Annotated in this window: 18 protein-coding genes; 8 read left to right on the top strand and 10 right to left on the bottom strand. The window is 69.8% G+C overall.

Features of this window, described 5'->3' with window-relative positions:
• Positions 1-29: 29 nt before the first annotated feature.
• On the bottom strand, positions 30-5,189 hold the full coding sequence (locus tag J2126_RS06980; RefSeq protein ID WP_209485158.1) for a trifunctional serine/threonine-protein kinase/ATP-binding protein/sensor histidine kinase: 5,160 nt from the start codon (positions 5,187-5,189) through the stop codon (positions 30-32).
• 223 nt (positions 5,190-5,412) lie between these two features.
• Between J2126_RS06980 and J2126_RS06975 the strand changes: the two genes are divergently transcribed.
• A complete protein-coding gene (locus J2126_RS06975) occupies positions 5,413-6,309 on the top strand; it encodes a helix-turn-helix domain-containing protein (RefSeq protein WP_209485156.1) in 897 nt (298 codons plus the stop codon).
• A 9-nt stretch (positions 6,310-6,318) separates the two neighbouring features.
• Here J2126_RS06975 and crcB read toward each other — a convergent pair whose 3' ends face one another.
• From crcB to J2126_RS06955, 4 genes are all read right to left on the bottom strand, one after another.
• Entirely contained in the window at positions 6,319-6,723 is a 405-nt protein-coding gene (gene crcB, locus J2126_RS06970; RefSeq protein ID WP_209485154.1) for a fluoride efflux transporter CrcB, read from the bottom strand.
• A 128-nt stretch (positions 6,724-6,851) separates the two neighbouring features.
• The gene (locus tag J2126_RS06965) at positions 6,852-10,007 is read right to left on the bottom strand and encodes an efflux RND transporter permease subunit (RefSeq protein WP_209485151.1); all 3,156 of its coding nucleotides are present in this window, start codon (positions 10,005-10,007) and stop codon (positions 6,852-6,854) included.
• A 5-nt stretch (positions 10,008-10,012) separates the two neighbouring features.
• Entirely contained in the window at positions 10,013-11,146 is a 1,134-nt protein-coding gene (locus tag J2126_RS06960) for an efflux RND transporter periplasmic adaptor subunit (RefSeq protein WP_209485150.1), read from the bottom strand.
• Between the two features lie 355 nt (positions 11,147-11,501).
• Positions 11,502-11,861, bottom strand: a complete 360-nt coding sequence (locus tag J2126_RS06955; RefSeq protein WP_209485148.1) for a hypothetical protein — start codon at positions 11,859-11,861, stop codon at positions 11,502-11,504.
• Positions 11,862-12,141: 280 nt separating this feature from the next.
• Between J2126_RS06955 and J2126_RS06950 the strand changes: the two genes are divergently transcribed.
• The 3 genes from J2126_RS06950 to J2126_RS06940 all read left to right on the top strand — a co-directional run bounded on the left by J2126_RS06950 (position 12,142) and on the right by J2126_RS06940 (position 14,984).
• Positions 12,142-12,891 carry a transaldolase family protein gene (locus J2126_RS06950; RefSeq protein ID WP_209485146.1) on the top strand — a complete coding sequence of 250 codons (750 nt, stop codon included), beginning with the start codon at positions 12,142-12,144 and terminating at the stop codon, positions 12,889-12,891.
• Between the two features lie 330 nt (positions 12,892-13,221).
• Positions 13,222-14,259 (top strand): Ppx/GppA phosphatase family protein, encoded by a 1,038-nt coding sequence (locus tag J2126_RS06945; protein ID WP_394027721.1) that lies wholly within the window; start codon positions 13,222-13,224, stop codon positions 14,257-14,259.
• The gene (locus J2126_RS06940) at positions 14,256-14,984 is read left to right on the top strand and encodes an RlmE family RNA methyltransferase (RefSeq protein WP_209485144.1); all 729 of its coding nucleotides are present in this window, start codon (positions 14,256-14,258) and stop codon (positions 14,982-14,984) included. The genes J2126_RS06945 and J2126_RS06940 overlap by 4 nt, the downstream gene beginning before the upstream one ends.
• Here the strand turns inward: J2126_RS06940 and J2126_RS06935 are convergent.
• Entirely contained in the window at positions 14,981-16,420 is a 1,440-nt protein-coding gene (locus J2126_RS06935; protein WP_209485142.1) for an MFS transporter, read from the bottom strand. The genes J2126_RS06940 and J2126_RS06935 overlap by 4 nt on opposite strands.
• A 173-nt stretch (positions 16,421-16,593) precedes the next feature.
• Between J2126_RS06935 and J2126_RS06930 the strand changes: the two genes are divergently transcribed.
• Entirely contained in the window at positions 16,594-16,848 is a 255-nt protein-coding gene (locus tag J2126_RS06930) for a hypothetical protein (RefSeq protein ID WP_209485140.1), read from the top strand.
• A gap of 36 nt (positions 16,849-16,884) precedes the next feature.
• On the opposite strand, the gene J2126_RS06925 is transcribed toward J2126_RS06930, so the two are convergent.
• Complete coding sequence (locus J2126_RS06925; protein ID WP_209485138.1) at positions 16,885-17,895, bottom strand: NAD(P)H-quinone oxidoreductase; 1,011 nt, start codon at positions 17,893-17,895, stop codon at positions 16,885-16,887.
• Positions 17,896-18,035: 140 nt separating this feature from the next.
• Here J2126_RS06925 and J2126_RS06920 point away from each other — a divergent pair, with 140 nt between their 5' ends.
• Entirely contained in the window at positions 18,036-18,218 is a 183-nt protein-coding gene (locus J2126_RS06920) for a DUF1192 domain-containing protein (RefSeq protein ID WP_209485136.1), read from the top strand.
• 270 nt (positions 18,219-18,488) lie between these two features.
• Complete coding sequence (locus J2126_RS06915; RefSeq protein ID WP_209485135.1) at positions 18,489-18,893, top strand: hypothetical protein; 405 nt, start codon at positions 18,489-18,491, stop codon at positions 18,891-18,893.
• 103 nt (positions 18,894-18,996) lie between these two features.
• Here J2126_RS06915 and rpmE read toward each other — a convergent pair whose 3' ends face one another.
• Complete coding sequence (gene rpmE, locus J2126_RS06910) at positions 18,997-19,221, bottom strand: 50S ribosomal protein L31 (RefSeq protein WP_024277552.1); 225 nt, start codon at positions 19,219-19,221, stop codon at positions 18,997-18,999.
• An 88-nt stretch (positions 19,222-19,309) separates the two neighbouring features.
• Here rpmE and J2126_RS06905 point away from each other — a divergent pair, with 88 nt between their 5' ends.
• A complete protein-coding gene (locus J2126_RS06905; protein WP_209485132.1) occupies positions 19,310-21,133 on the top strand; it encodes an ABC transporter transmembrane domain-containing protein in 1,824 nt (607 codons plus the stop codon).
• A gap of 3 nt (positions 21,134-21,136) precedes the next feature.
• Here J2126_RS06905 and J2126_RS06900 read toward each other — a convergent pair whose 3' ends face one another.
• Positions 21,137-21,625, bottom strand: a complete 489-nt coding sequence (locus J2126_RS06900; protein ID WP_209485131.1) for a GNAT family N-acetyltransferase — start codon at positions 21,623-21,625, stop codon at positions 21,137-21,139.
• A gap of 59 nt (positions 21,626-21,684) precedes the next feature.
• Complete coding sequence (locus tag J2126_RS06895; RefSeq protein ID WP_209489940.1) at positions 21,685-22,266, bottom strand: DUF2239 family protein; 582 nt, start codon at positions 22,264-22,266, stop codon at positions 21,685-21,687.
• Positions 22,267-22,479: the final 213 nt, after the last annotated feature.

The following is a 22,479-nucleotide window of genomic DNA, read 5'->3' as shown; positions in this document are numbered from 1 at the left end:
GCACGAGATGTTGGTATGACGCCCGCGCGTCAGGTCACCGCAAAGGGCATGCGGATGGAGAAGGTGCTGCCCGCGCCGGCCTCGGACGTGGCCTCCAGCGCGCCGCCATGCCGCTCGACGATGGATTTGCAGATGGCGAGCCCGACGCCCATCCCGGCGGCCTTGGTGGTGAAGAAGGGCCGGAAGATGCGGGTGAGCACCTCCGGCGCCATGCCGCAGCCGGTGTCCGTGATGGTCACCTCCAAATGGCCCTCCCGCGCGGAGGTCGCGACGCGCAGGCGGCGGGCCTCGGGCGGGGTGGTTTCCATGGCGTGGATGGCGTTGGTGACGAGGTTGAAGACCACCTGCTGGATCTGGACGGCGTCCGCCATCACCGCGCGCGGGGCGGCGGCGAGGGCGAGGTCGAGCTGCACCTGGTGCGCGCGCATGTCGGGCCCCACCAGCCGCAGCACCTCTTCCACCACGCGCTCGATGAGGAGCGGGGAAAGCTCCGACGCGCCCGGCTTCACCAGTGCGCGCAGGGCCTTGATGATGTCCGCCGCGCGCCGGCCGGCGTCGCGGATGCCCTTGAGGCTGCGCGTGGCCTCGCCAAGGTCCGGCTCCGGCCGGTCGAGCCAGCGCAGCGCCGCGTCCGAATGGGCGACGATGGTGCCGAGCGGCTGGTTGACCTCGTGGGCGATGGAGGTGGCGAAGCTGCCCATGGCGGTCATCTGCGCCGCCTGCGCCAGCTCGCTGCGGGCCTCGCGCAGGTCGAACTCGACCCGCACGCGGCGCAGATTCTCCTCCATGAGGTCGCCATAGAGGCGCGCGGCGTCGAGGGAGATGGCGGCCTGCGGCGCGAGGATGTCCAGCATCGCCATCCGCCGCGGCGTGAAGACGTCGGCGGCCAGCGCGTTTTCTAGATAAAGGATGCCGATCAGCTCGCCGCGCTTGAGGAGCGGGATGCAGGCGAGCGAGCGCACCGGGCGCTCCCCCATGGCAAGGCCCCGGTCGGCCGCCTCGCGCGCGGCATCGCCGAGGATGATCGGCCTTGCGGTCCGCAGCACCGTGTTGAGCACGGAGGGCGGCACGCGGGCCTCCGGCGCGCCGCCGGGCTTGAGGACGATCTCCAGCTCCTGGCTCTGCACCAGCGCCGCCGCCTCGGCCACCAGCGTCCCCTCGCGCAGCAGCAGCAGGAGGCCGAACTGGGCGCCGGCATGGACGATCATGCTCTTCATCAGCGTGCGCACCACCTGTTCGAGGCCGATCTCCTCGGCCAGCGTCTGGGAGGTGGCGGACATCACGGCGAGGTCGAGCGCGTCCTGGATCTGGCCCGGCGCGGCGGTCGGGTGCGGGTCGTGCGCGGTGGGGAGCCGGGCGCCGATTTCGTCCGCCTTGCGGTGCGCGCCCCATTGGCGATAGCAGCGGGCGGCGGCCTGAAGGCAGCCCTGGGCGGGCGCGGTCAGGCCGGCATCGAGATAGCACTGGCCCGCCAGCTCGTGGGCGAGGGCCTGATCGTGGATGAAGCCCGCCGCGCCGGCGGCGTTCGCGGACTGCTCGTAGAGCAGGAGAGCGGGGCCGAGCTGGCCCGAGAGGCGCGCGGCCTCGGCTTCCAGCAGCAGGTGCTTGCAGGAGAAGGTCTCGGGATTGAGCGCGGCCCAGGCGGTGAAGCGCGCGCGGGCGTCCGCCATGCCGGCGACCCGCCCGGGCAGCGGCCCTGCACCGGCCGCGCGCGCGCGGGCGAGGGCGAGGAAGAAGCAGCAGCTGGCCGTGTCGATATGCGCCGGCGCGGCCCAGGCCAGCGCGTCGGCGGCTTCGAGCCGGTCCAGCGCTGTCTCCATCTCGCCCCGGAAGAAGGCTTGCAGACCGGCGTAATGGAGAACCCAGAACTGGGTGGCGACGGAGGACGCCGAAAGATGCGGATCGAGCGGCGCGGGCGGTTCGTCGGTCGCCACGCTGTCCACGAAGCCGAGCTGCGCGGTGAGGATGGCGAGGATGTCGGTGTAGCCGATCTCCGCCACCTTGGAGAGGCTCTCCACCAGCTCCGGCCGCAGCCGGTCCAGCCGCTCGCCGATGATGATGAGGTCTGAGCCGATGTGGTTGAGGGCATAGCAGGTCATGCCGAGATCACCGGCGGCCTGCCCCACACGCGCGCCCTCGCGGGCATGGTCCAGCGCGGTGCGCATGGGCTTTGTCCAGACGCTCACCTGATCGAGGGCGAGCAGGGCGGCGGTCCGCTGCGCCTCGTAGCCGTCGCGGGCGGCGAGGGTGCAGGCGGCCGTGGCATAGGCGGTGCCGGTCTCGTAGGCGTCGTGATGGTGGGCACCGTAATGGTGGGCGCTGAGCACGCCGAACCAGGCGAGCCCATAGGCCGTCTCCGGCGCCAGCCCGTGTTCCAGCGTCAGCTCGATGATGCGGATGGCGTGCAGGAAGCGCAGCTCGCCCTTCACGAAGAAGGACGAGATGAGGGTGGAGAGCAGCGCCAGCGCGGATCGCGCGCGGCGGTCGGTCATGTCGTCGAGGGCGAGCAACTCGTCCATGCTGACGCCGGCGAGCTTTTCGAGGCAGCGCCGGTAGCTCTCCTCCAGCATCTGCGGCGCGGGCGCGGGATCGAGTGCGATGTCGAGCACACGCAAGCCCTGAAGCGCGGCGTCGATGGCCGGCCCGTAGGCCCCCTTCACCGTCTGGGCGATGGTCCTGAGGCGGTAGACGTCGGCCATGTCGATGGGGTCGCGGGCCTGCCGCGCCAGCCCGTCGAGGCCGGACAGCGCCTCCTCAACGCGGGCGAGGGCGAGCAGGCAGTCGCAGCGCAGCCATTCCGTTTCGAAAGCGAGGGCGGGGAGGGCGCCCGGCGGATCGTCAGCGCCCGCGTCGGGCCGCATGCGTCCGATCAGCTCGGCGAACTGGAGGGCGCGTTCGGCATCGCCGGCGGAACGGGCGGTGCGCGCGGCCTGAAGCACGATGCCCGCGAACCGGCGGCGGTCGTCCTCTCCCAGCCGCGCGAGATCGCAGCGCTCCACCTGCGCGGCAATGTCGAAGGCGACGGCACGGTCCGGCACGCCGGCACCGGCGGCAAGGCAGCGGGCGTTGCCGAGGTGCATGTCGGCCCGCTGGTCGGGCGCCATGTCCGCATAGGCCGCTTCCAGCACCCGGTCGTGGACGATGGCGAACTCGGCTCCCGCGCGGCGCAGAAGGCCGCCGGCCACGAGAGTGCCCGCCGCTCGCGCCGCCTCCTCGGGGCCGATGCCGCAGAGCTGGGCCGCGAGGCCCGTCGTCAGGCGCCCGCCGAGGCTCGCGCAGCGCCGCAGCACCTCCCGCTGGAGCGGCGGGAGCACGCCGATGCGCTCCTGCATCAGCTCCAGAACCTCATGCTGCCGGCCGAGGTGGGGCGGGTCGAAGTGCGGCGGGTCGAAGTGCCAGGCCTGCGCATCGGCATCGAAGCGCAGGGCCCTGTCCTCGCGCATGCGCTGGAGCAGCTGGCCGATGTGGAACGGGTTGCCGCCGGCTTCACGATGAAAGAAGGCGGCCATCGCGCGCACGTCGTCGGGCGCGCTGTTCAGCGTGAGGGCGATGAGGTCCGCCGTCTGCGGGAGGTCCAGCGGCGCGAGGCGCACTTCCCGAAGGTCCGTACCGGCGCCGCGCGCCACCTCCAGAAATGCCTTCAACGCGCCCCGGCCTTCGGCATCCTGCCGATAGCTGCAGATGAGCAGCACATGCGGGGGCGGCGCGGCGCACAGGTGGCGCACCACGTTGAGGCTGGCCTGATCGAACCATTGCAGGTCGTCGAGGAACAGCACCAGCGGCGCCTCGGGGGAGGCGAGGGCGGCGAAGGTCTCGGCGACGATGCGGGTGGCGCGGGCCTGCGCGAGATGGGCGGGCACATCCGCCAGCGCGTGGGTCTCGGGCGGCAGCAGCGTCGCCTCGGGCGCCAGCTCCGCCAGCATCCGGCTGCTGCCCACGATGGTGCCGAGGCGCGCGCGCACGCCCTCCAGCAGGGCCGCATCGGCGCCCATCACCGCGGCGATGGCGCTGCGCAAAGCCTGCCCGGCGGGGGCGAACGGCGTGCCCTGACGCAGCTGCACGCCCTTGCCCGTGGTGCAGAGCGCGCCGGTATCGCGGAGCGTGTCGAGCACTCCGTCCACCAGCGCCGACTTGCCGGCACCGGCCTCGCCGGTGACGAGCACGATCTGCCCGCGCGACGATCGCCGGGCGGCGGCATGGGCATCGAGCAGCGTCGCGCGGTCCCGGTCGCGCCCGACCAGATGGGCCGAGGCGCGCGTTAGATCGGCGAACTCGCCGCGTGCGAGCACGAAGTCTCCGGCCGCGCCGGTGGCGGCGATGGTGCGTGCCACCCGCCGCAGATCGGCATGGAGCGCCTCGGCGGTCTGGTAGCGCTGGCGGGGCTCCTTGCTGATGAGCTTCAGCAGGATGCGGTCGATGATGGCGGGCACCTCCGGCCGGGCCGGCCGGACGGAGGGGGCGTCCATCGCCACGTGCGCATGGAGCCAGTCGGCGAGGCTGGCCGCCGTCAGCGGCAGCCGCCCGGCCAGCAGTTCATAGAGCATCACCCCGAGGGCGTAGAGATCCACGCGGGCATCAACCGCCGCCGGCTCGGTGCGCAGCAGCTCGGGGGCGGCATAGGCGAAGTCGTGTTCCGCGACGGATCGGTCGCCGAGAACCGCGAAATCGGCGAAGCGCACCCGGCCGTCGGGCTCGATGAGCACGCGCCCGGGCGTCAGCGCCCCGTGGATGATGCCCGCCGCATGCACCTGCGCCAGCGCCGCCGTCGCCGCCAGCGCCAGGTCGAGGAAGGGGGCGACCTTGATCCCGCGCGGCGCCTCCGCGAGCGTCTGCCCGCTGCGGGCGGGATAAACCAGCGCCGGGCGCCCGGTGCCGCCCATGAAGAGCGGAACCTCCGCCAGCGCCGCGCCCAGCCGGAGGGCCACGGCCGCCTCGGTCTCAAGCCGGCTCGCGGCGGGGGCGCTCCACCTGGCCAGACGGATGCGCCAGCGCGCGCCATCCGCATCCGTGGCGGACCAGCATTCGATGCCCTGCTCGGAGGTGCGGGCGGTCACCGCAAGGCCCGCCCACCATGCCCGGTCCTTCGTGCCGAGACGGCCGGAGAGATCGTTGCCGAGGAGATACCAGTCGTCGGGCGCGGCCGTCACGTCGCGGTGAGACAGGTTCGGCATCTGCCTCCTCGGGTTCATGGCGGGCTCCCGGCGGGTTGCTGTTCGGCCCCGGCCGCGCAGGGGGCACTGCCGGAGCGAGCCTGACGCTACCGATCCGGCCGGGCGGCGTCTTTGCCGGAAGCGTCATTTTCATTGGCCAAAATTGACGTTCTTGATCGTTCCGGCCAGGAGCTTCACTATAGGGCGCTTGGGGAAGCATAGGGTGCTTGGGGAAGCCGGGCCTTCCGCATCGGAGCTTGAAATGGTTGGGCTGAATGATTTCGGCCGCATGAAATTCCCCCGCGCCGATCTCGTCGCGAGCTCCGGCGCGCGCAGGTGGAAGGGCTTGTGCGCCGAAATCCGCAACCATCCCGCCGGGGAGATTCCCCCGCCCGTGCCGCAGCAGCTGGAAATGACGCTGGCCCTGTCCGGTGCCGGCGGCGCGCGCGTGGAGCGCCGCGCCAACGGCCAGCTTCAGGACACGCCGGTGCAGGCCGGCACCCTCTGGCTCTGCCCGACCGGCGTGTTCGAGGACTCCATCCGGATCGGGGCCGACCTGACCAACGTGATGCATGTGTTCGTCGGCAGCGACATCTTCCGTGACATTTCCGACCTGCTCTCGCGCCCGGTCTCGTCCGGCGACATCCAGTACATCGCCGGGATCGACGACGATTTCCTGCGGGGGGTGGGATACCGCATCTCCGAGGAACTGGGGCAGGAGACGGCGTGCGGCGCCATGCTGGTGGAGGGGCTGGCGCGGGCCATGGCCGCCCACCTCGTGTCGCGCTATTCGGGCGCCGGCCTCATCGAGGCCTCGGCGGCCGCCGTCACCATCGAGGACCGGCGGCTGCGGCGCGTCATCGGCTTCATCAACGAGAACATCGAGACGGACATCTCCCTGTCCACGCTGGCGGACCTGGCGTGCCTGAGCCGCCACCATTTCGCCCGCGCCTTCCGCACGGCGACGGGCGTGCCGCCGCACCGCTTCATCAGCGCCCTGCGCTTCAAGCGCGCGCAGGAGCTTCTGGCCCACAGCGAGGCCAGCCTCGCCGATGTGGCCCTCTCCTGCGGCTTCTCCTCGCAATCGACCTTCACGCGGGCTTTCCGGCGGCAGCTCGGCGTGTCGCCCGGCGAATTCCGGCGCAGCGCCCGGATCTGAGCGGGCGGCTCACGCACCGACGCTGCGCGACACCGTGGCGAGCGCGCCGGGCGCGAGGAAGCCGAGCGTCACGGCGGTGAGGCCCAGCGCCACCGACAGGCCCACATTGAGCGCCGCGCGTCCCGGCTCGCCGGCCTGGATGAGGTCGAGCGTCTGGAGGCTGAAGGAGGAGAAGGTGGTGAAGCCGCCGCACAGCCCTGCCAGCAGGAACTGGCGGACCTCGTTCGGCGCGCCCGATCCCGCCCCCTGGAAGAGCCCCGCCAGCGCGCCGATGACGAACGAGCCGGCGATGTTGATGAGGATGGTCCCCCACGGCAGCGCGCCGCCGACGAGGAGGGTGAGCCAGCGGTTCATCCCGTAGCGCAGAATGGAACCGAGGGCGCCGCCAAGTGCGACATAAGTATAAACGAGCATTATCCCCTCGCCGGACAGAAGAAGCGCGCCGAAGCGCCGCAATGACGGGGAGAAGCATTCCACGCGGTGGCGGAGGCGGACATTCTCCATCCATTTTTCCAGCCTGAACCATCGGGTGATGGGCCGACCTATGGGTATGTACCTTCGGCCGTCCGGCGCCCCGCGCCCGCGCGCAGGCGGTCGAGCACGAGGTAGATGACGGGCGTCGTGTAGAGCGTCAGCACCTGGCTGACGAGGAGCCCGCCGACGATGGCGTAGCCCAGCGGCTGGCGCAGCTCGGAGCCGGTGCCGTGGCCGAGCATCAGCGGCACGCCGGCGAGCAGCGCGGCGCAGGTGGTCATCAGGATCGGCCGGAACCGCAGCAGGCAGGCCTCGCGGATGGCTTCGCGCGGCGACAGGCCGGCCCCGCGCTCGCGGGCGATGGCGAAGTCCACGATCATGATGCCGTTCTTCTTCACGATGCCGATCAGCAGGATCACGCCGACGAGGGCGATGATGGAGAAGTCGAAGCCGCACGCCCAGAGCATGACGAGCGCCCCGAGCCCCGCCGAGGGCAGCGTCGAGAGGATGGTGAGGGGGTGGACGTAGCTCTCATAGAGCACGCCGAGGATGATGTAGATCACCACCAGCGCGGCCGCGACGAGATAGGGCTCGCGCGCCAGCGACTGCTGGAAGGCCTGCGCGTTGCCCTGGAAGGTGCCGGCCAGCGTCGGCGGGGTTCCGAGCCCCTGCTCCGCGCCGTGGATGGCCGCCACCGCATCCCCCAGCGCCACGCCGGGCGCGAGGTTGAAGGAGAGCGTCACCGAGGGGAATTGGGACTGGTGGTTGATGGAGAGGAAGGTCGTCGGCAGCGAGGTCCACCTGGCGAGCACGGAGAGGGGGACCTGCTCGCCCGTGCGCGGCGATTTCACATAAAGCGCGTCGAGGGCATGGGGCGAGGCCTGCATGGCCGGCAGCAGCTCAAGGATGACGTGGTAGCTGTTGAGCTGGGTGAAATACTGCGTCACCTGCCGCTGACCGAAGGCGTCGTAGAGCGTGGCGTCGATGTCGGCGGGGCTGATGCCGAGCCGCTCGGCCTGCTCCCGGTCGATGGTGAGGGTGAGGGTGGCGCCCCCGGTCTGCTGGTCCGAGGCGACGCCGGTGAGCTGCGGCAGGCCCTTCATCGCCGCGAGGAGCCGCGGCGCCCAGGTGTTCAGCTCGCCGATGTCGCCATCCTGAAGGGTGTACTGGAACTGCGTGCGCGACAGCCGCCCGCCCACGTTGAGATCCTGCGCCGCCTGGAGAAACAGCGCCGCGCCCTCGACACCGGCGAGCTTCGCCTGCAGCCGGTCGATGATCTGGAAGGCGGAGGCGGTGCGTTCGGCGCGTGGCTTCAGGGTGATGAACATGCGCCCGTTGTTCACCGACTGGCCGGCACCCGCGCCCACCCCCGTGCCCACCGAGGCGACATCCGGATCGGCCGAGACGATCTGCGCGAGGGCGAGCTGGCGCCGCGCCATCTCGGCGAACGACACGTCCTGCGCGGCCTCGGAAATGCCGATGATGAGGCCGGTGTCCTGCTGCGGGAAGAAGCCCTTCGGAATGGCGTAGAACAGCACGCCGGTGGCCACGACCGCCGCCAGAAAGATGCAGAGCGTCACGCGGGCATGGTCGAGCGCGAGGTCCAGCGTGCGGCGATAGCCGGCAAGCAGGGCGCCAAAGGCCCGCTCGGACACGAGATAGAGCCGCCCGTGGGCCTGTGGCGCGCCCTTGGGGCGCAGGAAAAGGGCGCACATCATGGGGGTCAGCGTCAGCGAGACGAGGGCCGAGACGGCGATGGTGATGGTCACCGTCACCGCGAACTCGCGGAACAGCCCGCCGACGATGCCGCCCATCAGCAGCAGCGGGATGAACACCGCCACCAGCGACAGGCTGATGGAGAGGATGGTGAAGCCGATCTCCGCCGAGCCGTCGAGGGCCGCCTGAACGGGCGATTTGCCCATGTCCACATGCCGCTCGATGTTCTCCAGCATGACGATGGCATCGTCCACCACGAAGCCGACCGCGATGGAGAGCCCCATGAGCGAGAGGTTGTCGAGGCTGTAGCCGAGCGCGTACATCGCCGCGAAGGTGCCGACGATGGCGAGCGGCACGGCGACGGCGGGGATGATGGTCGCCCACATGGTTCGCAGGAAGACGAAGATCACCGCCACCACCAGCACGATGGTGATGACCAGCGTCTTCTCCACATCGTCCACCGAGGCGCGGATGGTGACCGTGCGGTCCGAGAGGATCTCCAGATGGATGCCGGCGGGGGCGGTGGCCATCAGCGTCGGGAGACTGGCCTTGATCGCGTCTGCCGTGGAGATGACGTTGGCGCCCGGCAGCTTGTAGACGGGCAGGAGAATGGCGCGCCCGCCGTTGGCCCAGGCCGCGAGCTGCGTGTTCTCGGCGGCGTCCACCGCCATGCCGATGTCGCGCACCCGCACCGGCGCGCCGTCGCGCCAGGCGAGAATGGCATCCAGCCACGGGCCGGCGGCGGTGAGCTGGTCGTTGTCATAGAGGGTGAAGGTGCGCGCCTTGCCCTGCACCGTGCCCTTGGGGCCGTTGAGCGTGGTGGCGACGATGGCCTGCCGGATGTCCTCCAGCGAGAGGCCGAGGTTGGCGACCTTTGCCGGGTCCACCTGAATGCGCACGGAGGGCTTCTGCTGGCCCACCACGTTCACCTGCCCCACGCCGTTGATCTGGCTCAGGTGCTGCTCCAGCACGGTCTCGGCGAAATCATCCACCTGAATGATGGGCAGCGTGTCCGAGGAGAGGGCGAGGACGATGATGGGCGGATCGGCCGGGTTCACCTTCCTGTAGGTGGGCGGGGCCGGCAGGTCGGCCGGCAATTGCCCGCCGGCGGCGTTGATGGCGGTCTGCACGTCCAGCGCGGCGCCGTTGATGTCCACGCCCAGATTGAACTGGAGCGTGATGGCGGAATTCCCCAGCGTCGAGATGGAGGTCATCTGCGCGAGGCCGGGAATCTCCCCGAACTGGCGCTCCAGCGGCTGCGTGACCGACGAGGCGATGATCTCGGGGCTGGCACCGGGCAGCGCGGTGGAAACCTGAAGGGTGGGAAAATCCACATCCGGCAGGGGCGCCACCGGCAGGAGCGGAAAGCAGATCGCGCCGAGCGCCAGCAACCCCGCCATCAGCAGCGATGTGCCGATGGGATTGCGGATGAACCAGGCGGAGAGGGAGGTCGTCGCGGCGGACGGGGAAGCGGACGGGGAGGCGGCACGGGGCTCGGCGTTGGCCATGGCGCTCAGCCCCCCTGCGCCTTGCCGCGCACCGTCACGCCGGGAGCCAGGCGAGACTGGCCCTGTACCACCACCTCCTGCCCTTCGGCGATGCCCGCCTTGATGACGGCGATGCCCTCCGCGATCTGGCCAGGCGTGACGGGAGTGGCCGCGACCCGTCCGTCCGCGCCCACCGTGTAGACGAAGGGGCCGTCCGGCCCGCGCTGCACGGCCTCGGCGGGGACCGTGACGACGCCCGTGAGCGTGGTGACGCGCAGCCGCACATCGACGAACTGCCCCGGCCAGAGCCGGTCCTCCCGATTGGCGAAGGTGGACTTGACCCGCAGCGTTCCGCTCTTCGGATCGATCTCGTTGTCGATGATCTCCACCGAGCCGGTGTCGAGCACCGTCCCGTCCTCGCGCGAGACCGCCCGCGCCGCCACGGGGCCGGCGGCAAGGGCCGCCCGGATGGTCGCGACATCCGACTGGGGCAGGGTGGAGATGACCGCGATGGGATGGATCTGGTTCAGCACGACCAGGCCGGTCGGGTCCGCCGCATGGACGATGTTGCCCTCATCCACCAGCCGGAGCCCGGCGCGCCCATCGATGGGGGCGGTGATCTGCGTGTAGGAAAGCTCCGTGCGGGCGGTTTCGATGGCCGCCCTGTCCTGGGCGACCTGCGCCTCAAGCTGCGCCACGGCGCTATGCTCGTTGTCCACCGTCTGCTGGCTGACGAAGGCATCGCGGCCGAGCTTGGCGTCGCGCTGGAAGATCAGCTGGGTGTTGGCGAGCGCCGCCTGATCCTGCTGGAGGCGCGCCTCGGCCTGTTCCAGCGCCGCCTCATAGGTGCGCGGGTCGATCACCGCGATGGGCGCGCCCTTCGCGATGTCCTGCCCTTCGTGGAACAGCACCTGCTGCAACGCCCCGTCCACTCGCGAGCGGATGGTCACGGTGTTGAACGGCGTCACCGTGCCGATGCCGGTGAGGTCCACCGGCACGTCCTGTCGCTTGGCCGCAGCCGTCACCACCGGCACGGGCGCGGAGGCGGACGGGGGCGCCGGCTGACGCTCATGACGGGTGACGGCGTAGGCGCCGCCGACGAGCGCTGCCGCGAGGCCGCAGGCGAGGGCGAGGCGGAGGGGGCGGGAGCCGGTGCTCATGGCAGGCGCTCCCGATCCCGCTCTGCGGCCCGGTGAAGAGGATCAACAGGATTGGTCCGGGCCCTGCCCATCGCGCGCTCCGACAGCCGCTGGGCGCGGAAGGTCGCGCCTGTGCCGTCGCCCTTCCCGCGAGAGAGGTGCGAGGGCGACGGATGGAGCATGGCTGCGGGGTCGCCGGCCCTCCATTCTACGAGGGGGTGGCGGTCTAGGCTGAGGGTTTGGCGGGCTCGTACAAGGGTATGCCCCCTGCGGGACAGGGCATGGCCGCGGCGCTGCGCGGCCGCGTCTCACGCGTCATCTCCCGCTTCGCACGGACGATGAGGGGACAGGGGGAAGGTGGAGCCGGGTGGCGGCCTCAGACAGCGCCTTCGGCATGGCGGGTGGCCAGCGGCAGGGAGGCGGTCGCGAGGAAGGAGCGGTAGCGCCGCCGGGCGTCCATGGCCGTGCCGTTGTCGGAGATGGCGGCTTCCTGCAGCTCCGCCAGCGCCCAGGGCGCCGGCTCCAGCGGCACGGCCACGATGGCCGGCGCGGCGCGGGAGGTGATCTCGATCACGTCGTGGGGGGTGAGGGCCTGGAGGGCATGGGCGGCGAGCTGGCGCTGGTAGGCCCGCCGCTCGGGGGAGAGCTCGTCCCACGGCTCCAGCAGGGGGTAGCGCTGCTGCGAATAGGCGTGCATCGCCTGCGCCATCCGCTCCACCATGTCCGTCGAGACCATGCCCGTCCCTCGATGCCCTGACCTTCGGAGTGTGGAGGTATTGCAGTGCGCAGGCCGTGCGCTTTTGCCCCTGCCTCCGGACGAAGGATGCCGCGGCGGTTCTTTCCCGGAAGTTGCCGGCCCCGGCTCTGTTCGACACATGGTGAACAGGCTCTTAACGCCATCGATATCCCACCCTGAAACCTCGGCTGACACCCGGTTCGAATTCTCGATCCGGGCTGTGTCCAATTCGCCGCAAACGGCCTATAGGATGGCCGAAATCGTCAAGGGAGCCGAAGAGATGTCCGTGAAGCTGAGCGACCTGAAGGTGAAGCTGTTCACCGACGGCGCCGACAAGGCGCAGATCGTGGAAATGGCGAAGCAGCCCCACATCGCCGGCTTCACCACCAACCCCTCTTTGCTCCGCAAGGCCGGCGTAACCGATTATGAATCCTACGCAAAGGATCTCGTAGCGGCGGTGCCCGACCGGCATATCTCGTTCGAGGTCTTCTCCGACGACATCCCCGAAATCCGCGCCCAGGCCCGCGTCATCGCCACCTGGGGCGAGCACGTCCATGTGAAGCTCCCGGTCTCCACCACCCGCGGCGAACCCTTGTACGATCTGGTGCGCGACCTCGTGCAGGACGGCGTGAAGGTGAACCTCACCGCCATCTTCGACGTCCCCCAGGTGGACGAGGGCGTGAAGGCCCTGGCCGGCGGAGCGCCTTCAATTATCTCGGTTTTCGCCGGTCGGCTGGCCGATCTGGGCATCGATTACAAGCCCGCCATTTCCCGCGCGGTCGAGCTCTCCCGCGCAACCCCGAACGTCGAGGTCATCTGGGCCTCCACCCGCGAGGTGTGGAACGTGATCGAGGCGGATGGGATGGGCTGCCACATCATCACCGCCCCCGCCGATGTGCTGAAGAAGCTCCCGGCCCTTGGCTCGCGCACCGCCGCCGAACTGTCCCTGGATGCGGTGAAGGCTTTCCGCACTGATGCCCTCGCCGCCGGCCTGACCCTCGACCTCAAGGGCCGCGCCGCCGCCGAGTAACCCTTATCTCAGCCTGATTACGAACAGGGCACGCCGCGGCATTGCGCAGCGGCGGCACGCTGTTACACTGGCCGCAAGGCGCAGCCGGCCGCGGACCTTTGCGGCTGGCCTGAGCGCACGGGACCGCCTTGCGGCGAGGGACAGGACATGAGGGACGAGACGCACGGGCCCGCCGGGGGTCCGGAGCAGTCTTCCCGCAGCGGAAACCTTGCGGAGGCAACGGTTTCTCCCCTGCGTGCGGGAACGGGTGATGGTCCAAAGGACCAGCCTCCTGCCGTCCGCTCCTGCGCCACTCCCGCCCCGTCCCACGATCGCCCGACAGAATCGCGGGTGCCGAGCCCGCAGGGCATCTATGCCGCCATTGACCTCGGCACCAACAATTGCCGCCTTCTGGTCGCCCGGCCGACCGCCCGCAGCTTCCGCGTGGTGGACGCCTTCTCGCGCATCGTCCGCCTCGGCGAAGGGCTCGGCGCGACTGGCCGTCTGTGCGACGGCGCCATGGAGCGAGCCCTCGGGGCGCTTGAAATCTGCGCCGCCAAGATGGACCTGCGCGGCGTCACCCGTGCCCGCATGGTGGCCACCGAAGCCTGCCGCTCCGCCGTCAACGGCGAGGATTTCTGCGCCCAGGTGGAAGCCCGGACCGGGCTGACGCTGGAGGTGGTGGACCGACGCACAGAGGCGGGGCTTGCCGCCACAGGCTGCGCGCCGCTGGTGGATCCCTCCTGCGAGGGCGCTGTGCTGTTCGACATCGGCGGCGGTTCCACCGAAGTGGTCTGGCTCGGCCGCCGTTCGGCGGGCGACGACGGCCCGCCGCGCGCCCGCATCCGCTCCTGGGTCTCGCTGCCCGTCGGCGTCGTTTCGCTCTCGGAGCGCCACGGCGGCGTGAAGGTGTCGCCGGACGTGTTCCACACCATGGTCGACGAAGTGTGCGCGATGCTCGACGGCGTGCGCCAGAGCTGGGGTGTGCGCGCCCCCGCCCGGCTGCATCTCCTGGGCACGTCGGGTACGGTGACGACCGTGGCCGGCATCCATCTCGGGCTCGATCGCTATGATCGGGCGCGTGTGGACGGGGCCTGGCTGGGCGCCAGCCACATCGAGCAGGTGGTGGACCGGCTGATGACCATGAGCTTCGAGGAGCGTGTCGCCAATCCCTGCATCGGCGCCCAGCGGGCCGATCTCGTGCTCGCCGGCTGCGCCATCATGGAAGCGGTGCGCCGCGTGTTTCCCGCCGACCGGCTTAGGGTGGCCGATCGCGGGCTGAGAGAGGGGATGCTGGTGCAGATGATGCGGGCGGACGGCGTGTGGCGGAACGGCCGCTCGGCCGACGGCTTCCAAGCGAACCCGCCGAACGGAAGCCGCCCAGCGTGACCACACCCCCCCGCGGGCCGGACGGCCGGCCCTTGAAAGTGCGCGTGAAGACCTCGCGCGGCCGCACCACCTCGCAGCAGAAATGGCTTCAGCGTCAGCTGAACGATCCCTATGTGGCGCGCGCCAAGCGCGAGGGCTGGCGCTCGCGCGCCGCGTTCAAGCTCATCGAGATCGACGAGAAGGCGAAGCTTCTGAAGCGCGGCATGCGCATCGTCGATCTCGGCGCGGCGCCGGGCGGCTGGAGCCAGGTGGCGGCGCAGAAGATCGGCCTGGAGCAGGGGCAGGGCAAGATCGTCGCGATCGACCTCCTTGAGATGGACCCTATTCCCGGCGTCGCCTTCGCCCAGATGGACTTCCTCGCCCCCGATGCACCCGCGCGGCTGATGGAAATGCTGGGCGGGCAGGCGGACTTCGTGATGTCCGACATGGCGGCCAACGCCACCGGCCACAAGAAGACCGACCATTTGCGCATCGTCGGCCTGGTGGAACTGGCGGCGGACTTCGCTCGCCAGGTGCTCGCGCCCGGCGGCGGCTTCCTCGCCAAGGTGATCCAGGGCGGAACGGAGGGCACGCTGCTCGCCAACCTCAAGCGGGATTTCGCACTGGTGCGCCACCTCAAGCCGGCTGCCAGCCGCGCTGATTCGGCCGAGCTTTATGTGCTCGCCACCGGCTTCCGCGGCAAAGCCGAGGATGGGGCGCAAGAGCCGGACGAGGCGGAAGCCTAGTCCGGAGGCACTTCGCTGCGTGGGTCGTCCAGATCCGGCTTGCGGGCCGTGAGCGAGGCGCCGGCATCCTTCGGCAGGGGGATGAAGAAGAAGACGCTGAGCGCGCTCACCGCCGCCACCACGAGGAAGGCGGCAGAGAAGTCGCCCTGCGTCACCGTCACCTCGCCGCGCGAGGCGCGCATGGTTTCCAGCACCAGGCCCGCCACGGCGACGCCGAAGGACAGTGACACCTGCTGCGCCACGCTGGCGAACGAGGTTGCGCGGCTCATTTCGGCCGGTTCCACGTCGGCATAGCTAAGCGCGTTGAGGGCCGTGAACTGCAGCGAGCGCAGGAACCCGCCCACCAGAAGCAGTGACGCGATGAGCCAGTGCGGCGTCAGTGGTGTGAAGGCGGCATTGATCGCGATGAAGCCGCTGCACAGGAACACGTTGGCGAGGAGAACCCGCTTGTAGCCGATGCGCCGCAACAGCCGGGCGGCGGTGAACTTCATGGCCATCGCCCCGGCAGAGGCGGTGAAAGTCAGGAGGCCGGAGGCGAAGGGCGAGAGGCCGAAGGAGAGCTGCAGCATCAGGGGCAGCAGGAAGGGCATGGCGCCGATGCCGACCCGGAACAGGGAGCCACCCACCACGCCGGCGCGGAACGTGCCGTGGCGCAGCAGCCTGAGATCCAGCACCGCATGGGGTGTGACCCGCGCGTGGCGCACGTAGAGGAACAGGAAGAACGCCCCCGTCGCGCCAATCGTGATTGCCGCCCATTGCGGCACCAGCACCTCCTGCCCGAGCACGGCGAAGCCGAAGACGAGGCCGGCCAGCCCGACACCCGACAGGATCAGGCCCTTGAGGTCGAGGGGCGGCACATCCTCTTCGCGCACGTTCTCGATGAAGCGCGTGGCGAGGAACACGCCCAGCACGCCGATCGGCACATTGATGAAGAAGATGAGGCGCCAGTCGAAATAGGTGGTGATGAATCCGCCCAGCGGCGGCCCGAACACCGGCCCGAGCAGCGCGGGAATGGTGAGCCAGGCCAGCGAGGAGACCAGCTCGGATTTCGGCACCGAGCGCAGAATGACGAGGCGCCCCACCGGCACCATCATGGCCCCGCCCATGCCCTGGACGATGCGGTAGAGCACGAAGTCCGCCAGCGAGGAGGACAGGCCGCACAGGATCGAGCCGATGGTGAAAATGACGATGGCCGAGCGGAAGACCGTGCGCGCGCCGTAGCGGTCCGCGGCCCAGCCGCTCGCGGGAATGAAAACGGCCAGCGAGAGGAGGTAGGAGGTCAGCGCCAGCTTCAGCGATACCGGGTCCTCGCCGAGGTCGGCGGCGATGGCGGGTAGCGAGGTAGCGATGACCGTCGAGTCCACCTGCTCCATGAAGAGCGCGCAGGCGACGATGAGCGGGATAAGGACCTGAGGCGGAAGCGCCTTGAGCTGCATGAGCTAACCTTTGGGCCGGCCCATTCGGGCCTCGCCGTTCCCCCTTCTTCGCAATAGGCGGAGGCGGCGTACCGATCAACCGGCGTTCGGCGCATGGTCCGGCCCCGATCCTTGCAGCACGGGCAGGGCACACCATATGGACGATGGGCCTCAAAGGAGGGCCCGGGAAGACCATGATCTACATTCTCGCCGCTCTGCTGCCGCCCGTCGGCCTGCTGGTGAACGGGCAGCCCGTCTCGGCCATCATCAATCTGGTGATGATCGTGCCCTGCATCCTGCTCGGCCTGATCTTCCCGTTGATGTTCCTGGTGCCCTCCGCCCATGCGGTGATCGCGGTGCACATGAAGCGTACCGATCGCCGCCAGCGCGAGGTCATCGAGGCTATCCAGCGCTCGGGCGGCGTGCCGCCGCGCGACTGGCGCTCCTGAAATCGGAGGCGGGGCAATCCCCCGCCTTGTCCGAAACTAGCCCACCACCAGCACGATCTTGCCCACGTGCGCGCTCGCGTCCATGCGGGCGTGCGCGCCGGCAGCGTCCGCCAGCGGGAAGGTCTCGTCCATCACCGGACGGTACTTTCCGGCGGCGATCAGCGGCAGCACATGCGCGACGATAGCTGCCGCGATGGCCGCCTTCTCTGCCACCGGGCGCGATCGCAGGGTTGAGCCGGTATGGGTGAGGCGCTTCAGCATCAGGCGCATGAAGTCGACCTCGGCCTTGGCACCCTGCTGGAAGGCAATCTGAACGATCCGGCCATCCTGCGCGGCCGCTTCGTAATTCTTCTGGATATAAGGTCCGCCGATCATGTCGAGGATGACATTGGCGCCCTTGCCGGCGGTGAAGCTCTTCACCTCGGTGACGAAATCCTGCGTCTTGTAGTTCACCGCGAGGTCCGCGCCGAGATTGACGCAGGCGGCGCACTTCTCGTCCGAGCCGGCGGTGACCACGACGCGGGCGCCGAACGCCTTGGCCAGCTGTATCGCCGTCGTGCCGATGCCGCTCGCTCCTCCATGAACCAGCAGCGTCTCTCCCGGTTTCAGGCCGCCGCGGTCGAACACGTTGCTCCACACGGTGAAGACGGTCTCGGGCATGGCCGCGGCCTCAGCCATGGAGAGACCGTCGGGCACGGGCAGGGTAGTGGCCTCATTGGCCGGGCAATATTCCGCGTACCCGCCGCCGGTGACGAGGGCGCACACCTTGTCGCCGATCTTGTAGGTGGTGGCGCCTTCACCCAGCGCCACCACGGTTCCGGCAATCTCCAGCCCCGGGATGTCGGAGGCGCCGGGCGGGGGCGGATAGAGACCCTTGCGCTGCATGACGTCCGGCCGGTTGATACCGGCGGCCTCGACCTTCACCAGCACCTCGCCCGGCGCCGGCTTGGGCACGGGACGGGGGCCGGGCACCAGCACCTCGGGGCCGCCGGGCGTGCTGACGGTGATGGCGGTCATGGTTTCGGGCAAAGCGGCGGCGCTGGACATGGAACGCTCCGGGAGGAGGGGCGGCGGCGCGAGCCTCTTCCCAGCCCGGCCGCGGCGCGCAAAATAGGATCGGACAGGAAACGAGCCGCGCCTGAGGCGGCGGTCGATCCGGAGAATAGGGAAGGGGAGGAGCAAAGCCAATGGACGAGGAGATCAGGCCGAAGCCCATCGATCCCCTGACCGGCGCGGACATATCCCGCCTGTCGGTGGACGAGATCGAGGCGCGCATCGCCGCGCTGAAGACGGAGATCGCGCGGTTGGAATCGGCGCTGCAGGCCAAGCGCGCGTCCCGTGCGGCGGCGGATGCAGCGTTCAAGTTGTAGCGCGGCGCTTGCGCCCGGGCCCGTTCGTGGGCGGACGGGCGTCTAGCGGCCTCGCGTTAAGGCGACCTTAATAAGCGGCGCGCATTGTCATGTTGTCCGCTGGAAATGATCCTTCCCGGACTTCTGGCAACTCTCCCTGTCGGACTTCGAGCCGCCGCAAGGCGGCTCTTCTTTGGCCAGCCCCCGATATCCCCAGTTTCTGCGGCGTTGTTCCTCTTTACGGGGACGCCGGCTCTGCGCTTCATGCCGGTCCCTTCAAAGGAGCGAGCGGTGGATCAGGCGCGGGACAAGGGGGACGAGATCGGGCGCGACTTCGCGCGGCTTGCCGCCGCGCAAGAGCGGCTGAACGCTTGCCCGCTTTCCGTCGGCGACCGCGAAACCCTCTCGCGCCTCAATGCGGACATCGCGTCCGGCTTGGTGCTGCTGCTGAGCATGGACGATGGCTGCATCGCCCGGGCGGAGCTGGCCGCTGCCGCCGCGCCGCTGGAGCTGGCTCTTCCCGCAAATGTGATGACCCGCCTGACGGCCGTGGCTCGCCTTGCGGCGCTAGATCTTGCCGCATTGGCCGAGGGCGTCGCAGCCCGCCTTGCTGCGGCGCAGGCGGCCGAGACCCGCAAAAACGAAAAGCCGCGACGGCGGCAGGTCCGCCCGCGGCTTGAACTCGTCAGTCCCTGAACGGTCGCCGGCCCTCATTGGAGCGCCGGTTGTGCGCTTGCGTCGCTGCGGCGGAGGCGCGCAGCCTCGCAGGGGAAGCGGGGGCCGGAAGGCCCCGTCGGCATCAGCCCTTGAGCAGCGCGCCGAACTTGTTCTTGAAGCGGGACACGCGGCCGCCGCGGTCCATCAGCTGCTGGCTGCCGCCGGTCCACGCCGGATGGGTGCGCGGATCGATATCGAGCTGAAGGGTGTCGCCCTCCTTGCCGTAGGTCGACCGGGTCGTGTACTCGGAACCGTCCGTCATCACCACCTTGATGAAGTGGTAATCGGGATGGATGTCGCTCTTCATTGGTTCAATCCTTTATCGCCACGCCCGCCCCGCCAGGGAGGGCAGCGTCAATTTCGGTTCCTGACGGAAGTGGCGGGTCTATAGCTGAGTGGATGCCTTGACACAAGCCGACACCTCATCTGCCCCTGTCGACAGCCCCGAAACCCGCGCCGAGGCTGAGAAGCGCAGGCGCGATCTGAAGCCGCTGGCGAGCCTTGCGCCCTACCTGATGCGGTATCGCGGTCGGGTGACCGCTGCGGTCTGCGCTCTGCTCGCCGCCGCGCTGGCCACGCTGGCGCTGCCTGTCGCGGTGCGGCGGATGATCGATTTCGGATTTGCCGAAGACCATGCCGGCCTCGTGGACCAGTATTTCGGGGTGCTGGTGGCGGTGGCCGCCGTCCTCGCCCTCGCCTCGGCCTGCCGCTACTACCTGGTCACCACCCTTGGCGAGCGGGTCGTGTCGGATCTGCGCACGGCGGTGTTCGCCCGCTTGGTCACGCTCGACGGCGCCTTCTACGATTCGGCTCGTTCGGGCGAACTCACCTCTCGGCTGACCGCCGACACTACGCAGCTCAAGTCCGCGGTCGGCGCTTCCGCCTCGACGGCGCTGCGCAATCTCATGATGTGCATCGGCTCCGTGGCGATGATGGTGGTGACCAGCCCGCGGCTCTCTGGTCTGGTGCTGGTGGCGATCCCGATCATCGTGCTGCCGCTCATGGCCTCGGGGCGCAAGGTGCGCCGGCTGACCCGACAGGCGCAGGATACGCTCGCCGATGCCTCCGCCTATGCCGCAGAGGCGCTGAACAGCATGCGCGCGCTGCAGGCGGCGAGCGCCGAGGGCGCGGCGCGGCAGCGGTTCGACGGCGCCGTTGACCATGCCTTCGATGCCGCCCGGCAAGCGACGCAGGCCCGCGGCTGGCTGACCGGCATCGCCATCTTCCTCGTGTTCGGATCGGTCGTGGCGGTGCTGTGGGCCGGTGCGCAGTCCGTGCTGGCCGGGACCATGACGTCCGGCGCGCTGAGCCAGTTCGTGCTTTACGCGGTGCTGGCCGCCGCCTCCCTCGGCAACCTGTCCGAGACGTGGGGCGAGATGTCGGCCGCCGCCGGCGCCGCCGAGCGCATCGGCGAACTGCTCAAGGTGGAGCCGCAGGTGCGCGCCCCTGCGAACCCGGTGACGCTGCCGGCGCGGGTCAGCGGCGCCATTGCCTTCGACGAGGTGTCCTTCTCCTATCCGACGCGGCGGGACCATGCGGCGCTGGCCGCGGTCTCGTTCACCATCAGGCCCGGCGAGCGGGTGGCTCTGGTCGGCCCGTCCGGGGCCGGCAAGAGCACCGTGTTCCAGTTGCTGGAGCGGTTCTATGATCCGCAGGCCGGCCGCATCCTCCTCGACGGCATCGATATCCGTGATGCCGATCCCGTCGCTGTGCGGCGGCAGATGGCGCTGGTGCCGCAGGAGGTGGCGATCTTTGCCGACAGCGTGCGCGCCAACATCCGCCTGGGACGGCCAGACGCCACCGATGCCGAGGTCGAAGCGGCCGGCCGCGCGGCGCTGGTGGACGAATTTGTCGCCGGCATGCCGCACGGGTGGGACACCATGGTGGGCGAACGCGGCGTCACGCTGTCCGGCGGCCAGCGACAGCGCATCGTCATCGCCCGCGCCATCCTGCGCGGCGCGCCCATCCTCCTGCTCGACGAAGCCACGAGCGCGCTCGATGCGGAGAGTGAAACGCTGGTGCAGACGGCCCTCGAGCGGTCCATGGAAGGGCGGACCACCCTGGTCATCGCCCATCGCCTCGCAACGGTGCTGTCGGCGGACCGCATTCTGGTGATGGAAGCCGGGCGGATCGTGGACGAGGGCACCCATGCCGAACTGGTCGCCAAGGGTGGCCTCTACGCCCGCCTGGCCCAGCTCCAGTTCCATGCGGCGGCCTAGCTTTCAGGCGCCGCGCCACTCCATCCGGTAGGTCAGCCGGCCGGACATGGGATTGGCGCCCTCCGAGACGATGGCAAGCCCCATCTTCTCGTAGAAGCGGACCGCGCGTGGATTGTCCTGGTTTACGTCGAGGGCGACGAGGGTTGGGGAGATCCGTCGCGCCTCCGCCATCAGCGCCTCGGCCGCGCCCTTGCCCCACACCCGCGGCGCCACGGCCAGCTGATCGAGATAGCCGGTGCCGGGATGGATGACGACAAATCCGGCGACCTGCCCGTCTTCGCCGCCTTCCCGTGCCACGCGGATCAGCGCGCCGCCGGCTGAAAGGCCATCCAGATGGCTTTCCAGCCAGGGCAGGCGGGCGACGAAGTCGATATCGGGCATGGTCTTCGCCCAGGTCTCCACCCACAGCTGCGCCATCGCCGGACGATCCCTGGGTGTGGCGCCGGAGAGGGCATAGGCGGGGAATGGGGGCGGCGCGGTCTGGTCGGACATGGTGGCTCCGGCGGTTGTCCCACACTGCGCCCCTCCGGTTGCCGCGGCTTTAATGCCGCTCAGGCGTCGAAGGCGAGGCGCAGGACATGAGCGCGTACGTCCGCGGGCCAGCCTGCGGTCGTCCGCACCAGCCCGTCCCGGTCGTCTGCGAACAGGGCGCGGGTGGCTTCCTCATAGCCCGCGAAGTCGCCGGCCAGCGCCTGCATGAAATGATAGGCGGCGGACTGCGCGGTGCGGCGCTGCTGCTGTGGGGCTTCCCGACGTCGGGCCTCGTCCACGAGCCGGCGCAAGGTGGCGGAAGCACCGCTCGGCTGGGCTGCGAGCCAGTCCCAGTGCCGGGGCAGAAGGGTCACCTCGCGGGCGACGACGCCAAGCTTGGGGCGACCACGGCCTTTGGCCGGAGGGCTTGGTTCGGCCATGGCCGGTGTCTTCGGCATATCCAGGCGGGCGATGACTTCGGCGTCGCTGCCACGCAGGTCGAGATCGATCACGCGGCCGGTCGTATCGTCGAAGACGAGAAGCGGGGCGCTGTCCTCTGCCATCGCCGCCTTCACCGCCATCGCCACCTCGACGAGAGGGCCGCTGCGGAGAAGGCGTGTTCCGGCGAAGGCGGTGCAAGGTCTGGCGGGGAAAAAGGACATGGGGCGATTCCTGCAATGTTCATAAAAATACCCGGATAAAATTAAATGTCCAGCCCCGTCGGACGCGCGTCGTGGCCTCCCGCCATCATCCCCGGTGCGGAAGAGGGCCGGGTTGCGAGAGAAATTGCGCCGGCAGGTGGCCTCGTCCGCCGTGGGCACCTTCACCTCCTGCTCGAGCAAGGCGCGGATCACCGCCTCCTCTTGGTCTCGCGG

The sequence above is a fragment of the Xanthobacter flavus genome, assembly GCF_017875275.1.
Taxonomy (GTDB): Bacteria; Pseudomonadota; Alphaproteobacteria; order Rhizobiales; family Xanthobacteraceae; genus Xanthobacter; species Xanthobacter flavus_A.
The sequence above is the reverse complement of the archived record's forward strand: the minus strand, read 5'-3'. Positions and strand labels throughout refer to the sequence as shown.